At 73.3% G+C, this 16,248-nt stretch carries 15 protein-coding genes; 11 read left to right on the forward strand and 4 right to left on the reverse strand.

Translation table 11 applies throughout. From position 1 onward, the window contains the following. The first annotated feature begins 25 nt into the window (after positions 1 to 25). The 4 genes from ACFWZ5_RS09390 (at position 26) to ACFWZ5_RS09405 (ending at position 3,457) form a co-directional block, all read left to right on the forward strand. On the forward strand, positions 26 to 658 hold the full coding sequence (locus ACFWZ5_RS09390) for an isochorismatase family protein (RefSeq protein ID WP_384793132.1): 633 nt from the start codon (positions 26 to 28) through the stop codon (positions 656 to 658). 6 nt (positions 659 to 664) lie between these two features. Then, positions 665 to 907 (forward strand): phosphopantetheine-binding protein, encoded by a 243-nt coding sequence (locus ACFWZ5_RS09395; RefSeq protein ID WP_384793129.1) that lies wholly within the window; start codon positions 665 to 667, stop codon positions 905 to 907. A gap of 246 nt (positions 908 to 1,153) precedes the next feature. Further along, positions 1,154 to 2,068: a glycoside hydrolase family 19 protein gene (locus ACFWZ5_RS09400; RefSeq protein ID WP_384793137.1), complete on the forward strand. Its 915-nt coding sequence runs from the start codon at positions 1,154 to 1,156 to the stop codon at positions 2,066 to 2,068. Between the two features lie 183 nt (positions 2,069 to 2,251). Next, on the forward strand, positions 2,252 to 3,457 hold the full coding sequence (locus ACFWZ5_RS09405; RefSeq protein WP_384793126.1) for an FAD-dependent monooxygenase: 1,206 nt from the start codon (positions 2,252 to 2,254) through the stop codon (positions 3,455 to 3,457). Here the strand turns inward: ACFWZ5_RS09405 and ACFWZ5_RS09410 are convergent. Then, positions 3,399 to 4,034 carry a TetR/AcrR family transcriptional regulator gene (locus ACFWZ5_RS09410; protein WP_384793123.1) on the reverse strand — a complete coding sequence of 212 codons (636 nt, stop codon included), beginning with the start codon at positions 4,032 to 4,034 and terminating at the stop codon, positions 3,399 to 3,401. The two genes, ACFWZ5_RS09405 and ACFWZ5_RS09410, sit on opposite strands and share 59 nt — an antisense overlap. 73 nt (positions 4,035 to 4,107) lie before the next feature. On the opposite strand from ACFWZ5_RS09410, the gene ACFWZ5_RS09415 reads away from it, so the two are divergent. Further along, positions 4,108 to 4,932 carry a class I SAM-dependent methyltransferase gene (locus ACFWZ5_RS09415; RefSeq protein WP_384793120.1) on the forward strand — a complete coding sequence of 275 codons (825 nt, stop codon included), beginning with the start codon at positions 4,108 to 4,110 and terminating at the stop codon, positions 4,930 to 4,932. A gap of 39 nt (positions 4,933 to 4,971) precedes the next feature. After that, entirely contained in the window at positions 4,972 to 5,568 is a 597-nt protein-coding gene (locus ACFWZ5_RS09420; RefSeq protein WP_384793117.1) for a 2'-5' RNA ligase family protein, read from the forward strand. On the opposite strand, the gene ACFWZ5_RS09425 is transcribed toward ACFWZ5_RS09420, so the two are convergent. Continuing rightward, complete coding sequence (locus tag ACFWZ5_RS09425; protein WP_384793114.1) at positions 5,565 to 8,390, reverse strand: BTAD domain-containing putative transcriptional regulator; 2,826 nt, start codon at positions 8,388 to 8,390, stop codon at positions 5,565 to 5,567. The genes ACFWZ5_RS09420 and ACFWZ5_RS09425 overlap by 4 nt on opposite strands. A 207-nt stretch (positions 8,391 to 8,597) precedes the next feature. On the opposite strand from ACFWZ5_RS09425, the gene lanKC reads away from it, so the two are divergent. The 5 genes from lanKC (at position 8,598) to ACFWZ5_RS09450 (ending at position 14,884) form a co-directional block, all read left to right on the forward strand. Beyond that, positions 8,598 to 11,276 carry a class III lanthionine synthetase LanKC gene (lanKC, locus tag ACFWZ5_RS09430; protein ID WP_384793111.1) on the forward strand — a complete coding sequence of 893 codons (2,679 nt, stop codon included), beginning with the start codon at positions 8,598 to 8,600 and terminating at the stop codon, positions 11,274 to 11,276. Positions 11,277 to 11,282: 6 nt separating this feature from the next. After that, complete coding sequence (locus ACFWZ5_RS09435; RefSeq protein WP_384793108.1) at positions 11,283 to 11,426, forward strand: SapB/AmfS family lanthipeptide; 144 nt, start codon at positions 11,283 to 11,285, stop codon at positions 11,424 to 11,426. Positions 11,427 to 11,528: 102 nt separating this feature from the next. Beyond that, positions 11,529 to 13,424, forward strand: coding sequence for an ABC transporter ATP-binding protein (locus ACFWZ5_RS09440; RefSeq protein WP_384793105.1), 1,896 nt, complete (start codon positions 11,529 to 11,531; stop codon positions 13,422 to 13,424). Between the two features lie 117 nt (positions 13,425 to 13,541). After that, on the forward strand, positions 13,542 to 14,114 hold the full coding sequence (locus ACFWZ5_RS09445; RefSeq protein ID WP_384793102.1) for an RNA polymerase sigma factor: 573 nt from the start codon (positions 13,542 to 13,544) through the stop codon (positions 14,112 to 14,114). Next, complete coding sequence (locus ACFWZ5_RS09450) at positions 14,111 to 14,884, forward strand: hypothetical protein (RefSeq protein ID WP_384793099.1); 774 nt, start codon at positions 14,111 to 14,113, stop codon at positions 14,882 to 14,884. Before ACFWZ5_RS09445 ends, ACFWZ5_RS09450 begins: the two co-directional genes overlap by 4 nt. Positions 14,885 to 14,892: 8 nt before the next feature. Here the strand turns inward: ACFWZ5_RS09450 and ACFWZ5_RS09455 are convergent, their stop codons facing one another. Both ACFWZ5_RS09455 and ACFWZ5_RS09460 read right to left on the reverse strand, forming a co-directional pair. Continuing rightward, entirely contained in the window at positions 14,893 to 15,285 is a 393-nt protein-coding gene (locus ACFWZ5_RS09455) for a VOC family protein (protein ID WP_384793096.1), read from the reverse strand. Positions 15,286 to 15,416: 131 nt separating this feature from the next. Next, the gene (locus ACFWZ5_RS09460; RefSeq protein ID WP_384793093.1) at positions 15,417 to 16,244 is read right to left on the reverse strand and encodes a pentapeptide repeat-containing protein; all 828 of its coding nucleotides are present in this window, start codon (positions 16,242 to 16,244) and stop codon (positions 15,417 to 15,419) included. Between the last annotated feature and the right edge of the window lie 4 nt (positions 16,245 to 16,248).

Consider the following 16,248-nt stretch of genomic DNA (forward strand, 5'->3'; position numbering starts at 1 on the left):
CGATCCGAACGGAACGCACCACACCATGGCCCTGCCCGCCATCACCCCCTATCCCATGCCCACCGCGGCCGACCTGCCCGCCAACCGCGTCGACTGGACGGTGGACCCCGCGCGCGCCGTGCTCCTCGTGCACGACCTGCAGAACTACTTCCTGTCCGCCTACGACGCCGAGGCCGCCCCGGTCCCCGAACTCCTCGCCAACGTAACGGCGTTGAAGGAGCGCGCCGCCGCCCTCGGCATCCCCGTCGTCTACACCGCGCAGCCCGGCGGCCAGACCCCCGCCGAACGCGGGCTCCAGCAGGACTTCTGGGGTCCCGGCCTGCCCGACGACGCGCACGCGGCGGCCATCGCCGACCGCGTCGCGCCGGGTCCTGACGACCAGGTCCTGACGAAGTGGAAGTACAGCGGATTCGTCCGCACGTCGCTGGCCGACGACCTGCGCGCCCAGGGGCGCGACCAGCTCGTCATCACCGGCGTGTACGCCCACATCGGCGTCCTGATGACGGCCTGCGACGCCTGGATGCGCGACATCCAGGCCTTCGTGGTGGCCGACGCCGTCGCGGACTTCTCCGCCGACGACCACGCGATGGCGCTGCGCTGGGCCGCGGGCCGCTGCGCCGTCGTCACCACCACCGCCACCGTCCTCGAAGGGAACTGAACCCCCGTGCCCCTGACCGTTCCCCTGACTCTGGAACAGCTGCGCGCGGACGTCGCCGACGTCCTGGGCGAGGACGTCGCCGACATCCCCCTGGACGAGGACCTCGCCGACTACGGCCTGGACTCGGTACGCCTGATGACGCTCGTCGGCCGTTGGCGCGACACCCACGGCGTGGACGTGTCCTTCGCCGACCTCGCGGAACGCCCCGCGGTCGAGGAGTGGGCGGCGCTGCTGAAGCTCTCGGCCTGACGGAACGTCAGAAGTAGGCCCGCGGCGGCGAGATGGTCTACACCCTTGACTGGTATAGACCAAGCGGGTTGACTGCGCCCAGTCCCTCTCGGCCCCCACCGTGGCTCGCCGCCGCACCGAGGAGTGAACACCTTGAACGAGCGCAAGCACGCCCGTCCGACGTACTCCCCGCCCCAGGAATCCGGCCGTCACCAGCCTCGCCGCGCAGCCGTCCGCACCCGTGAACGCGCCCGGCGGCTACGGCCGTTGCTCGCCGGGGCGGCGGCCGCAGGAACGACCGCCCTGCTGGCCGTCCTGCTCCCTGTCGCACCCGCGACCGCCGCCCCCACCGGAGCGGCCCCCGCCGCCGCGCCCGCCTGCGCGGCGGCGTGGGACTCCGGCGCCGTCTACACCAATGGCGGCACCGCCTCCCACGGAGGCCACAACTGGCAGGCCAAGTGGTGGACGCGGGGCGAGGCGCCCGGCACCACCGGAGAGTGGGGCGTCTGGGTGGACAAGGGTGAGTGCGGCACCGGCGGCGGTAACCCGGACCCGGACCCCTCGGGCTTCGTCGTGAGCGAGGCCCAGTTCGAGCAGATGTTCCCGAACAGGAAGCCCTTCTACACGTACAAGGGCCTGGTCGACGCGCTGAAGTCCTACCCGGACTTCACCCACACCGGCAGCGAGACGATACGCAAGCGGGAGGCCGCCGCCTTCCTGGCGAACGTCAGCCACGAGACCGGCGGACTCGTCCACGTGGTCGAGCAGAACCAGGCCAACTACCCACACTACTGCGACAAGACCCAGCCCTACGGCTGCCCCGCGGGCAACGACGCCTACTACGGACGCGGCCCCATCCAGCTGAGCTGGAACTTCAACTACAAGGCCGCGGGCGACGCGCTCGGCATCGACCTGCTGAACAACCCCTGGCTGGTGGAGCGCGACCCGGCCGTGGCCTGGCAGACCGGGCTCTGGTACTGGAACACCCAGAAGGGCCCGGGCACGGTGACCGGCCACCAGGCCATCGTCGACGGCCACGGCTTCGGCGAGTCGATCCGCAGCATCAACGGCACGCTGGAGTGCAACGGCGGCAATCCGGCCCAGGTCAAGAGCCGGGTCGACCGCTACAAGCAGTTCGTGCAGATCCTCGGTACGACACCGGGTGACAACCTCACCTGCTGACCCACCGTCACACCGCCGGGCCGTAGCGGCATCCCGCTACGGCCCGGCGGCCGTGGGCGGCGGCGGCACCGCGGGCCGGAAGCTGACGCAGCCGTCGCCGGCTTGACGGTTAGTCACACTTTGCCCATCGGGTGCTACTCTCCGTTGCTGTTCCGTCATCATGAGCAACGTACAGAGGTCCATGTGAAGGTCGTCTGCGTCGGAGGCGGGCCCGCCGGCCTGTATCTCTCCATCCTGCTGAAGCGGCAGGACCCGTCCGCCGAGGTCACCGTGTACGAGCGCAACCCGGAGGGTTCCACCTACGGCTGGGGCGTCACGTACTGGCGCGAACTGCTCGACAAGCTCCACGCGCACGACCCCGATTCGGCGCGCGCCGTGGAGGAGCACTCGGTCCGCTGGAACTCCGGCGTCGCCCATGTGCGGGAGCTGACGACCCGCCACCACGGCGACGAGGGCTTCGGCATCGGCCGCCACCGGCTGCTCGGCATCCTCGCCTCGCGGGCCCGCGCACTCGGCGTACGGCTCGAGTTCGCACAGGAGGTCACCCCCGGTGATCCGCGCTGCGACGCCGACCTGGTCGTGGCGGGCGACGGCCTCCACAGCGCCCTGCGCACCCAGGACGCGGGGCACTTCGGCACCGAGATCAAGGCCGGGCGCAACCAGTACATCTGGCTCGGCACCCCGAAGGTCTTTGACGCCTTCACCTTCGCGTTCGTGGAGAGCGACCACGGCTGGATCTGGTGCTACGCCTATGGGTACGGCCCCGAGGGCAGCACCTGCGTCGTCGAGTGCGCCCCCGAGACCTGGACCGGACTCGGCCTCGACCGGGCCGACGAGGCCGAGGGGCTCGCCCTGTTGGAGAAGCTCTTCGCCGACCTCCTCGACGGCCACCCCCTGATCGGCCGCTCCGCCTCCCACGGCCGGGCCCAGTGGCTGACCTTCCGCACCCTCACCAACCGCACCTGGCACCGCGACAACGTCGTCCTGCTCGGCGACGCCGCCCACACCACGCACTACTCCATCGGCGCGGGCACGACCCTCGCCCTCGAAGACGCCATGGCCCTCGCCGGAGCCCTGCGTACCCAGCCGGACCTCCCGCGCGCCCTCGCCGCCTACGAACAGGAGCGCAAGTCCGCCCTCCTGTCGATCCAGAGCGCCGCCCGCCACAGCGCCCAGTGGTACGAGCACCTGCCGCGCTACATCGACCTGCCGCCGCACCGCATGTTCGCCCTGCTCGGCCAGCGCCACTCCCCGCTGCTGCCCTACGTGCCGCCCCAGCTGTACTACGGACTCGACAAGACCGCCGGACAGCTCAAGGCCCTGCGCCGCCTCAAGCGCTGGCTGGGCCCGAGGCTCGCCCGGACCCTGCAGAAGGGCCGGGCCGGATGACGCCGGCGAGGGTGGCGGTCACGACCCTGCGGACCGTGTCGGCCCCCGGCGGGGCGCCCGTGCGGTCGGCGAAGAGCAGATGGCCGGTGCCGATCAGCATGGGCGCGAGGGTGTCGATGTCGGCCTCCGCGGCGACGCGGCCCAGGTCGCGCTCGGCGGTGAGGTAGGCGGCGATCATGGCCGTGGCCTCCGTGAGGACCGGCAGGCCCGTCGGCGTGGTCCGGCGCAGCCGGGCGCGCAGGCCGTCCCGGGACGTGACGAGGCCGACGATCGCCACGGCGACCGACCCGAACACGTCCGTGAGGGCTCCGGTGAGGTGATCGGCGACGGTGCCGGTCCCGGCCGCGTCGCGCAGGGCGGCGGCCTGGGCGCCGATCCGGCCGACGCGGTCCCGTACGAGCTCGGCGAGGAAGTCGTCGAAGTCGGCGAAGTGCCGGTGCAGGACGCCCTTGGCGCAGCCCGCTTCCGTGGTGACCGCCCTGCTGGTGAGCGCGCTCGGCCCGTCCCGCAGCAGGACGCGCTCGGCGGCGTCGAACAGCTGCTCCCGCGCGTCGCGCAGGGCCACCCCAGTCGGCATGCCACCCGTCCTTCCTCTTCCGGTGTCCTGTCCACCCGTTGACGAGTGGGCGAGTGCCCACCATAGTGGGCGCATGCCCACTATACCGTCGGGGCGCACGCCTCAGAGCGCACAAGAACCGCATCAGGAACGACAGTTGGCGGAGTCGTTCGGCGCCGACGCCGCACGCTACGACCGGACCCGCCCCCACTACCCGGACGCCCTGGTACGGGCGGTCGTCGCCGCGAGCCCGGGGCCCGACGTCCTCGACGTCGGCTGCGGCACCGGCATCGCGGCCCGGCAGTTCCAGGCGGCCGGCTGCACGGTCCTCGGCGTCGACGTCGACGCGCGGATGGCCGCGTACGCGCGCCGCGGCGGCGTCGCGGTGGAGGTGGCCGCGTTCGAAGCCTGGGACCCGGGCGGCCGCGCGTTCGACGCCGTCGTCGCCGGGCAGACCTGGCACTGGATCGACCCGGTCGCGGGAGCGGCCACAGCGGCCCGCGTGCTCAGGCCCGGTGGATGCCTGGCCCTGTTCTGGAACGTCTTCCAGCCGCCGCCCGCCCTGGCGGAGACCTTCTCCGCGGTCCACCGCCGCGTCCTGCCCGACGCACCCCGCAACCCCTGGACGCCCGCCGCCCGTGACGGGTACGCGCCGGTGTTCACCCAGGTCACCGACGGCATCCGCCGGACGGAGGCGTTCGACGCACCGCGCCGGCAGCACTTCGACTGGGAACGGTCCTACACCCGGGACGAGTGGCTCGACCAACTGCCGACCGGCGCGGACGCCGCCCAGATCCCCTCGGCCCGACTGGCGGAACTGCTCACGGAAACGGGGGCCGTCATCGACGCGCTCGGCGGCAGCTTCACGATGCCGTACCGGGCGGTCCTGATCACCGCGGCGCGGACCGACACCCCCTAGCGGGCCACCGGTATCCCACCGGTGCGATCATGGCCGGTCATGAGCACTGGCAGAGGCACCGCCGACGGCGCCGACGTGGCGGACAAGGAGCGGGACGCGGAAGGGTGGCCGGACCTACCCGGCGACACCGCGCTCACCATCAGGCTCCCCGAGGCCGACCCCCTGGTCCGCGCCGGGTTCCCCGCCCATGTGACCGTCCTCTACCCCTTCCTGCACGAGAGCCGCATCGACGCCACGGTCCACCAGGACCTGTGCGACCTGTTCGCCGGGCACGACGCCTTCGCCCTCACGCTCGCCGAGTTCGGCCGCTACCCCGGGGTGCTGTACCTCGACCCGTGGCCGCACGAGCCGGTCGAGGCCCTCACCAAGGACCTCACCCTGCGCTGGCCCGACGCGGTGCCCTACCGGGGGATCTTCGGCGCCGGGCTCGCCCCGCACGTGACCGTCGCGAACAGCGAGGGCCCCGCGACCCAGGACGCCGCGTACGACGCCCTGCAGGCCGAACTCGCCCCCGCGCTCCCGCTGACCTGCCCCGTGCACGAGGTCCGGCTCATCGTCTGGGACGGGGCGCGGTGGCGGGACCGGGCCGCGTACCCGCTCAGGGCCCTTCTGATGGATCTCCCAGAAGGGCCCTAACCGCTGAGCCTGCCGCGCAGATCCTCCGCGGACGGGTGGCCGATCTCGTCGGCGACCGCAAGGGCCTGCGCCCAGGTGCCGCGGGCCGCGTCGAGGTCACCGGCCGCCAGCTGGGTCTCGCCGAGGTGGCAGAGGATCTCCGTCTCGCCGTAGCGCTCGCCGAATGCCCGCTCCAGGGCGAGGGCCCGCTCGTAGCAGCGCACGGCGTCGGCGTACGCGCCGAGGTGGTGGTGCGCGTAGCCGAGGCTGTCCCACGCGCCCGCCTCGGCGCGCCGGTCGCCGATCTCCTGGTTGACGGCCACGGCCTGGCGGCAGTGGTCGAGGGCCTGGCGGTAGTCGCCGAGCATCGCACGCAGCCAGCCGGCGTTGTTGAGCGCCTTGGCCTGCCCGGCGCGGTGGCCCGTGCGCCGGTAGAGGTCCAGGGCCCGTTCGTTGTGGTCGAGCGCGTCGCGGCCGCGCTCCTGGCGGTCGCACACCCAGCCGAGGCCACGGTGGGCGTGGGCCTGTCCGACCAGGTCGCCCACCTGCTCATAGAGGTCGAGGGCGTGGCGGAAGTGCCGGTGCCCCTCGTCGAGGCGGCCCGTCTGGAGGTGGACGCTGCCGAGGCTGCGGTGCGCCCCCGCCTGCCGGGACCGGTCGTCGAGGCGCCGTGCGGCGTCCAGGGCGGTGTGCTGGCTGTCCGCCCAGTCCTGCCAGTGGCCGCGGGAGTCGAAGTACGGTTCGAGGGACCGGGCCAACTGCCAGGCGTGCGCGTCCAAGCGGGCCTCGAAGGCGGCCTGGAGGGTGGCGAGCAGCACGGTGTGCTCGGCGGTGAACCAGGCCAGGGCCGCGTCGTGGTCCGCCGGATCGAGCGCCGCGACGCCGGGTCTGGCCGTGGGCAGCGGGATGCGGTCGCCCTGCGGGTCGAGCCGTCCGGCGGCGGCATGGGCGGTGCGGAGGGAGAAGTCCACCAGTCTGCGCAGCGCCTCCTCGGTGTCCTCGGCCCGGGACGAGCGCGCCCGCTCGGCAGCGTAGAGGCGGACCAGGTCGTGCATGCGGTAGCGGCCGGGGACCTGCTGCTGTATCAGGTGCGCGGACTGCAGGCGGTGCAGGAGCGCGCGGACGCGGGAGCGGGGCAGGGCGGTGAGGCTGGCGGCGCCGCCCAGGCTGATGTCGGGCCCCGGCGCGAGGCCGAGCAGCCGGAACGCACGCGCGGACTCCGGATCGAGCGTGCGGTACGACGCGGCGAACACCGCCCGCAGGTCGGCGGTGATGTCGCCGGTGTCCAGGGCGTCGAGCCGGGACTGCGTCGCGTGCAGTTCGGCCGCGAGGTCGGCCAGGGACACGTCCGGGTGCGCCGTGGCGTGGACGGCCAGGATGCTGATGGCGAGCGGCAGGCCCGCGCAGTGGCGCAACAGGGCGGCTGCCGCGTCGGGTTCGGCGGCCACGCGGTCGGCGCCGAGGTGGCGCAGCAGCAGGGCGTGGGCCTCGGGGTGGGGGAGGACGTCCAGGGCGAGGGGGCGGCCGTTGTGGGCGGTGGTCAGGCCTGCCAGGCGGCTGCGGCTGGTGACCAGGACGGTGCAGGTGGGGCTGCCGGGCAGCAGCGGGACGACCTGGGCGGTGTCGCGGGCGTTGTCCAGGACGACGAGCAGGTGCTTGTCGGCGGTCAGGCTGCGGTAGAGCCCGGTCTGGGCGTCGAGGTCCGTGGGGATGTCCGTGGCGTCCGTACCGAGCGCCTCCAGGAAGCCGCGCAGTGCCGTCTGCGGGGTGACGGGCGTGCCGACCGGGTCGAAGCCGCGCAGGTTGACATACAACTGGCCGTCGGGGAAGCGCTTGTGGTTCTCATAGGCCCACTGGAGGGCGAGCCAGGTCTTGCCGATGCCGCCGGTGCCGCCGATCGCGGAGATCACCACGGTGCGGTCCCGCTCGGCGGCCCGGGGCACGAGCAGGCGGTCCAGGAGGGTCAGTTCACGCGCGCGGCCGGTGAACAGCGGGGGCGGCGGAGGCAGTTGGCGCGGGATGGGTACGGATGCCGGTGCGGACCGGGCGGCGGGCGCGTCCAGGGCGGGGTCGGCGCCGAGGATCTGCTGGTGCAGCAGGCGCAGGGCCGGGCCCGGGTCGGTGCCTAGCTCCTCGGCCAACTGCCGCCGGACACCGTCGTAGTGGCCCAGGGCGTCGGCGGCTCGCCCGCCGCGGTACAGGGCGAGCATCAGCTGTCCCGCCGCACGCTCGTCGAGGCCGTGCCGTTCGGCGCGCGTGGACAGCAGCGGCAGCAGCCGGTCGTGCCGGCCGAGGCCCAGCTCGTGGTCGTACAGGTCCGCTTCGGCGGCGAACTTCTCGCGCCGCAGCGTCTCGCGCACGGCGTTGAACCACGGAGTGTCGATGCCCGCGAAGGCCTCGCCCCGCCACAGGCCGAGCGCCTGCTCGAAGAGGCGCACGCACTGGGCGGCGTCGTCGCCCGAGCGGGCCCGCGCGATCAGCTCGCGGAAGCGGTGCAGATCCACCGCGGTCGCCGCGCTCTCCAGTACGTAGCCGCCGCTGCGCCGCAGCAGGCGCACCCGGTGCCCCTCGCCGTCGACGGAGCCGTCACTGCCGCTGTCGCCGTCACTGCCACTGTCGAGCGTGCGGCGCAGGCGCGACACATAGCTGTAGAGCGTGCCCTGACAGCGCTGCGGAGGGTGCTGGCCCCAGATCCGGTCCACCAGCTGACCCACCGCCACCACCTGGTTCACGTCGACGAGGAGCGCCGCCAGGACGCTCTGCTGCCGTGCGTGGCCCACGCCCAGCCGCCGACCGTCGATCCGAGCCTCGACCGACCCCAGTAAGCCGAACTCCACCGCCATGCCTGCCCCCGCGTGCTCGCCCCGTCCGCGTCCGCCGACCGTATCCGCGAAGCACCGCGCCGACCAGGGGATTCAAGGCTTCCGCAAGGTTTCCGGCAGCCCGGGCCCGCATCGTGAGGACCAGCGCCGGAAGGGCCGCAACGGCCACGGCGGGGGGAAGCGGCCGGGCGTCGGGGGCGCCCGGCCGCACACGGAGGGAGACGGGGCGTGGAGGTTCAGTACGAGGCGTTCTGCGCGGCCGATCCGGACTTCTACGACCGCCACGGCCACGACCTCACGGACGAGGCCCTCTTCCCGCCCTTGCGCGAGGCCGCGGCGCCCGACGGCTGGCGGCGGATCGTGGAGCGCAGCTGGGTGTACTACCAGCCGCCCGGCGCGCGCCTGCCGGTCCAGGGGTGGAAGGTCCACGTGTCGGCCACCGTCGACCGGTCGGCCGACGTCGTCCGGCAGGTGTACGACTACTGCGTCGGCCGCGCGCTGACGTTCAAGGTGGTGCCCGGCGCCCGCGAGTACCAGCGGCGCAACGCCAAGTACGCGGAGCGGGCCGGCAGCGGCAAACTCGCCACGATCTACCCGCGGGACGAGCGGGAGCTGCGCACCACCGTCACCGAGCTCGGGGATCTGCTCGACGGCACCCCCGGCCCGTACATCCTCAGCGATCTGCGCTGGGCGCAGGGACCGGTCTACGTCCGCTACGGCGCCTTCGCCCCGCGCACCGTCACCGGTCCCGACGGGCGGGAGACCGGGGCGATCGAGGACGCCGACGGCACCCTGGTGCCCGACCCGCGCGGCCCGGTGTTCAGCGTCCCCGACTGGGTGGAGCTGCCCGCGTTCCTCCGGCCGGAGCTCGACCGCCGCAACGCCACCCGCGTCGACCACCTGCCCTTCGAGGTCGTCGGCGCCCTGCACTACTCCAACGGCGGTGGCGTGTACGAGGGCCGGATGACGGCCACCGGGGAGAAGGTGGCCGTGAAGGAGGGGCGGCCCCACGCCGGGGTGGACCGCGCCGGCCGGGACGCCGTGGCCAGGCTGCGGCTGGAGCGCGACATCCTGCGGCGCCTCGCCGGTCTCGCGGCCGTGCCCGCGCTGAAGGGCTATCACGACGCGGCCGGGCACGAGTTCCTGGTCGAGGAGTTCGTCGCGGGCGAGCCCCTGTTCACCGCGGTCGCCCGGCGCAACCCCCTGGTGGACGACGTCCCGCCGAGCCCGCGGCGCCGTGCCGCGTTCCGCGACTGGGCGATGTCCGTGTGGGAGCGCGTCGCGGAAGCCGTGCACGCCATGCACCGGCGCGGAGTCGTCTTCGGCGACCTGCACCTCTACAACATCCTGTGCCCGACACAGGACGAGGAGGCGGCCGGGGCGCGGCAGATACGGCTCATCGACTTCGAGGCGGGCTGGTTCCTTGCGGACGGCGGCCGCCAGGTGATGGCCAACCCGGGCTTCGGCGCGCCGCGCGACCGCCGCGGCGTGGACGTCGACCTGTACGCGCTCGCCGCCCTCAAGCTCGCGGTGTTCGCCCCGCTGACCTCGCTCGTCCCACTGAACCGCGCCAAGGCGGCCCAGCTCGCCGGGGTGATCGCCGACCGCTACGACGTGCCGGAGCAGTGGTTCGCCGACGCCCTGGAGACTCTCACCGAGCGCCCGTCGCCCGCGGCTCCCGTACCGTGCCGGGTCGACTTCGGCCCCGCCGCGTGGGCCGAGGTGCGGGCCTCCCTCGCGGCGGCCGTCGGCGCCAGCTGCACGCCCGAGCGCGACGACCGGGTCTTCCCCGGCGACATCGCCCAGTTCCTCCACGCCGACGCGGGGCTCGGCCTCGCGCACGGCGCGGCCGGGGTGCTGTGGGCGCTGCGGACGGCGGGAGCGCCCGGCGTCCCGGCGGCGGAACGGTGGCTGCTGGACCGCGTGCACCGGGACGAGGCGGACGGCCGGGTCGGCTTCTACGGTGGGCGGCACGGTATCGCGTACGCCCTGTGGGACCTGGGCCACCAGGACGCGGCTGCGGACGTCCTGGCCCGGCTCCCGGAGGCCGCGGCCGCAGAGACCGGCACCGACACCGCCACCGGCACCGCCACTGACCTCAGCCTCGCCGAGGGGCTCTCCGGCATCGGCCTGAACTGGCTGCACTTCGCCCGCGCCTGCGGCGACGACCGCTACCTGAAGCGGGCGCTGGACACCGCGGACCGCGTGTGCGGCCGGCTGGGCGACGTGACGGATGTCGCCGAGACCAGCGGCGGCGCCCATCCCCAGGCAGGGCTGATGCGGGGCTCTGCGGGCCCGGCCCTGTTCCTGACGGCGCTCTACGAAGAGACCGGTGAGCCCCGTTACCTGGACGCGGCGGCGGTCGCGCTGCGTCAGGACCTGCGGCGCTGTGCGTACTCGGAGGGCGGCGCGCTCTTCGTCAACGAGGGGTTCCGCCTCATGCCCTATCTGGCCGCGGGCAGCGCGGGCGTCGGTATCGCCATCGACCGCTACCTGACGCACCGCCAGGACCCGGAGTTCACGTCCGCGCTCACGGCGATCCGGCGCGCGGTCGTCCCGTCCTTCTGCCCCTTCCCCGGCCTCTTCGAGGGCGCGGCGGGCCTGCTGCTCTTCAACGCCCACCACGCGGGCGACCCGGGCGCCGCCGCCCGGCAGGCCCCCATCCTCGACTGGCACGTCCTCGACTGGCGGGGCCACATCGCCTTCCCCGGCACGAACCTGCTGCGCATGTCGATGGACCTGGCGACCGGCGGGGCGGGCGTCCTGCTGTCCCTGGCCGCCGTCCACGCGGGGGAGCGGAGAACGGCACGGCGTCCGACCTTGCCGTTCCTGCTGCCCCCTGAGTCTCGGGCGGACCCCGCGGGGCCGAGCCTGAGCCCAGCCACCGCTAGCCGTGAGAGGAGGTGACACGACATGGCCATCTATGACCTTCAGGGTCTGGGCGCCGAAACGACCGCTGATCTGGGGGAACTGAGCAACAGCAACGCCAGCAGCATGTTCTGCTGCGTCCCGTCCCCGAACCACAGCTCCTGGTCGATCACCTGTCGCGACTGCTGAGCCGCGCCCACACCAGGAACGGCCGGCCGCTCCGGAACCCGTCCGGGGCGGTCGGCCCACCCTCCCCATCCCTCACCACTCCTCACTGGAAGGCGGAAGTCCATGCCGCGGCGGCGACTGCTCGGCGTCCTGCGCCCCCACCCGGCCCGCGTCACGCTCCTGGTCGTCCTGATCGTGGCCCTGGCCGCGACCACCGTCGCCCCGGCGGTGGCCGCGCAACGCCTCATCGACGACGGCGTGTTGCGCCGCGACGAAGGCACGGTGTGGACCATGACCGGCGCGCTCGTCGCCCTCGGCGTCGCCCAGGCCGTCCTGACGTACCTGGAGCGCCGGTTCGCCACGCGCCTCGCCGAGGACGTCGTCCTGCGCCTGCGCACCGACGTCTTCACGCATCTGCAGCGGCAGTCGCTCGGCTTCTTCTCCGTCGCCAGGACCGGCGCCCTCGTCTCCCGGCTGCACGGCGACGTGGCGGGCGTACAACAGGTGATCGCGGGCACGCTGCCCGCCGCCGTCTCCGCGCTGTTCCTGCTCCTCACCACCGGCCTGGCCGTCATCGCCATGGAGTGGCGGCTCGCCGCCCTCGTCCTGCTCCTGATCCCGGCCCTCTACCTGCTCACGGCCCACTTCACGGTCGCCCTGCGCAAGGTCAACCAGCGCCAGCTCGCCGCCTTCGCCGACCTCGACTCACTGGTCGCCGAACGCCTCAGCTCCGGCGGCGCCGAAGTGATCCGCCACTACGGCCACCCCGACCGGGACACGCCGGAGTTCCAGCGCCTCGCGGCCGCCATCCGCGACACATCCGTGCGCCGCGCCTCGCTCGCCGCCGCGCTCACCGGCTCGCTCGTCCTCATGGTCAGCCTGGTCACCGCGCTGGTCTACCTCGTCGCCAGCCGCTTCGCGATCGCCGGCTCCCTCTCGCTGGGTACGGTGATCGCCCTGCTGTCCCTGATGGCCCGGCTGTTCGGACCGCTGACCGCCCTGCCCGGGCTCCGCGTGGAACTCGTCGCGGGCCGGGTCGCCTTCGACCGGGTCCAGGAAGTCCTCGAGTTCGAGCCGCAGGTCGTGGACGCCCCGGACGCGCGCCCCCTGCCGATACGTGAGGACCGACCACCCTCCGTGGAGTTCCGGGGAGTCGACTTCGTCTACCCGCCGCCCCACGACCTGGCGGTCCCGTCGCTCGCCGGGGACGACCCCTTCACCGACGAACTGGACCGCCTCCTGGACAAGGAACTGCTCGACAAGGAACTCCTCGACGGCAGCCTGCCCGACGACGCCCTGCCCGAGCACGACACCGGACCGAGGGCCGCCCTGGCCGCCCTCAGCTTCACCGCGGCACCCGGCACCACCGTCGGCATCGTCGGGCTCTCCGGAGCGGGCAAGTCCACCCTGACCCGCCTGCTCACCCGCTCCTTCGACGTGGACTCGGGCCACGTACTGATCGACGGCGTGGACGTGCGGAAGCTGCGCCTGGACGACGTGCGCGCCGCCGTCGGCGTCGTGCCGCAGGAGACGTTCCTGTTCAACGACACCATCCGCGCCAATCTGCTCATCGCCCGCCCACAGGCCACGACCGAGGAGCTGGCCGCGGCCTGCCGCGACGCGCGCGTCTGGCCCGCCGTCGAGCAACTGCCCGACGGCCTCGACACCGTCATCGGCGACCGCGGACTGCGCCTGTCCGGCGGCGAACGCCAACGCCTCGCCCTCGCCCGGCTCCTCCTCAAACGCCCGCCGATCGTCGTCCTCGACGAAGCGACCTCCCACTCCGACACCGTCACCGAGCAGGAACTCCAGGAATCCATGGGCGCGTTCCTGCGCACCCGCACCTGCCTGGTCATAGCCCACCGCCTCAGCACGGTCCGCGACGCCGACCAGATCCTCGTCGTACGGGACGGCCGGGTCGTCGAACGCGGCCGCCACCAGGAGCTCCTCAATACCGACGGCTGGTACGCACGGCTGCACCGGGCACAGAACGGGGTGCCGACCCACCAGTCGGCGTGACGAGAAACCGCCCACGCCGCCGCGCGGGGCCCGCGGGCCTGTAACCCTTCGACCGTCGCCGGACATAGACAGACGACAGACGCGAAGGGCAGTCAGGAACCGGCGGGAGGAGACGGCGTGCGGGGGGACGACGGAGACGAAGAGGCCGCCGAGGCGCGGTTCAGGGCTCTGTACGAGGCACACTACGAACGCGTGCTGCGCTTCGCGGCGCGCAGAGCCGGGCCCGAGGCGGCCGGCGACGTGGCGTCCGAGACGTTCCTCGTCGCCTGGCGGCGTCTCGCGCAGGTGCCCACGGCCGCCGACGAGGCGCTGCCGTGGCTCTACGCCGTCGCACGGCGGACCCTGGCCAACCAGCGGCGCGGGGAGCAGCGGGGCGAGCGGCTCACCGCGAGGCTCGGCACCGCCGCACCGGCACCGGTCGGACCGGACCACGCCGGCGACGTCGTCGGCGTACTCCACCTGCGGCAGGCACTCGGCACGCTCTCCGCGCAGGACCAGGAGACGCTGCTGCTCGTCGCGTGGGAGGGCCTCGACGTGGCGGCCGCCGCCAAGGTCGTGGGCTGCGGCCGCCGCGCTTTCGCGGTACGGCTGCACCGGGCGCGGCGGCGCCTTGAGCGGGCGCTCGGCGCGGCGTCGGCGGACGAGGGGGCGCGAGGCACGGCCCTGGCGCTGAAGGGGAGGCGGGCATGACAGGGCAGCGCACGGACACGACGCAGGAAGCACTGGCGTACGTACGGAGGATGCTCGGGCCGGCCGATCCGGTACGGGACGACGCGTACAACGGCGCGGCGCGGGCACCGGAGGGCCGGGCGGCGCTGGAACGGATCCTGGCGGAACCACCCGAACCGCACCGCCGTGCACGGGGGTCACGGCGGCGCTGGCTGGTGGTGTCGACGGCAATGGTCGTACTGGTAGGAGTGAGCGCGATGGCGGATGCGACAGGAGTGCTGCCCTCGGGCGTGGTCAAGGGACTCACGCGCGGCGACGACGACGAGCTGGGCAAGGTCGACCTGGACAAGGCCCGGATGCTGGTGGAGGGGCGCGCGCCGGACGGCCGGAGCCTGGAGGTGTGGCAGGCGCCGAACTCGAGCGGCGGCGTGTGCATGTTCACCCGGGTGATGGCCGAAGACGGCACCGAGGTGGAGGAAGGGGGCGGTGGCACCAGCTGCTCGAACGGCAGGTACACGGAACGCAAGCGGTTGCCCCTGTGGTCCGGCGGCGGCTCCGTCGACATGGACGGCTACTACACGACGTACGGGTACGCGGCGAAGCCCGCTGTGTCGGTGCGCATCACCTGGCCCGACGGGATGAAGGAGACGGCGCGGCTGAACGCCGACGGCTACTTCATGACCTTCTCCCGCCGCTTCCCCTGGGACACACCGGACGGCAAGACCCAGTACCGCACCCTCGACGCGCTCGACCGGAACGGAAAGGTCGTGGCCAGCGACCCGTACGCGTAGCCGATCCCCTACTGGGGCTGGGTCGCGATCTGGATCAGGTTGCCGCAGGTGTCGTCGAACACGGCGGTGGTGACGGCGCCCATGTCCAGGGGCTCCTGGGTGAAGCGGACACCGAGGGCGTGCAGGCGCTCGTACTCCGCCTGCACGTCCTCGACGGCGAACTGCGCGAGCGGAATGCCGTCCGCGACGAGCCGGTCGCGGTACGGCTTGACGGCCGGGTGCCCGGCGGGCTCCAGGAGGAGCTCGGTGCCGCCGGGCTCGTCGGGCGAGACGACGGTCAGCCACCGGGCCTCAGGGCCCAGCGGCACGTCGTACTTCTTCACGAAGCCGAGGATCTCCGTGTAGAAGCGCAGGGCCTCGGCCTGGTCGTCGACGAAGACGCTGGTCAGATGGATCTTCATGGGAGTGCTCTCCTCACGTCCGGGAGTGCCGCGGTCACGAGCGGATCTTGAACAGTGTCCGCCCTGACCGCTCCCTGAGCCCGTCGAGGACCAGCGCGTGTCGGTGAGCGCGCCGACCCACCGGACTGGCCCTAGGCGGCCCAGTGCGCCGGGCGCTCCAGGAGCTCGGGGATCTTCGTCGTCGCGTCGCCGCGAGCGGCGTTGAGCTGCGGCTGCGTGAGGAACAGGGCGCCCGTCAGGTCGGCCCCGCGCAGGTTCGTGTCCCGCATGTCCGCGCCGATCACGTCGGCGTCGCGCAGGTCCGCGCCGGACAGGTCGGCGGCGATCAGCAGCGCGCCGCGCAGGCTGGCGCCCCGCAGCTTCGCCCCGCGCAGCCGGGCGCCCATGAGGTTGGCGCCCCGGTGGTTCTTCTTGCGCCCCGGCACCGCCGCGCGGGCCAGCTCGCTGGCGCGCAGCAGCAGCGGGTTCACCTCGCCGCGCAGCGTGTCCACGTCCACGGCGAGCAGCACATCGGGCGTGTCCCGGGTCAGCGCGTCGATCCGGTCGTACGCGCGGCGCAGGTCCCCGTGCACGGACCTGGCCGCGGCCAGGTCGAGGGCCTGAGCCGTGTACTTCAGGAGCTCGTGCAGCTGGCGTACGACGGGAAAGACCTCGTACATCGCGCGGGCCGAGTCCGGCTCGTCCCGCCAGCTGCGGCCCTCGAACGTGACCTGGGAGACCTTCTGGCCCGCGCCGAAGCAGTCGAACACCGTGCAGCCGTTGTACCCGCTGCCGCGCAGCCGCTCGTGGATCGAGCACCGGAAGTCTTCCTGGAGGTTGCCGCACGGCGTACCGCCGGACTTGTCCACCGGGAAGTCCGACGAGCGCGCGAACGGCAGCGCCACACAGCACAGGCCGAAGCAGTCCCCGCAGTCGGCCCGCAGGTCGGGGTGGGCTGATCGCGGGGGGTGCGGGGACACGGCG

It is taken from the genome of Streptomyces sp. NPDC059003, from assembly GCF_042740445.1.
In the GTDB taxonomy this organism is placed as follows: Bacteria; Actinomycetota; Actinomycetes; order Streptomycetales; family Streptomycetaceae; genus Streptomyces.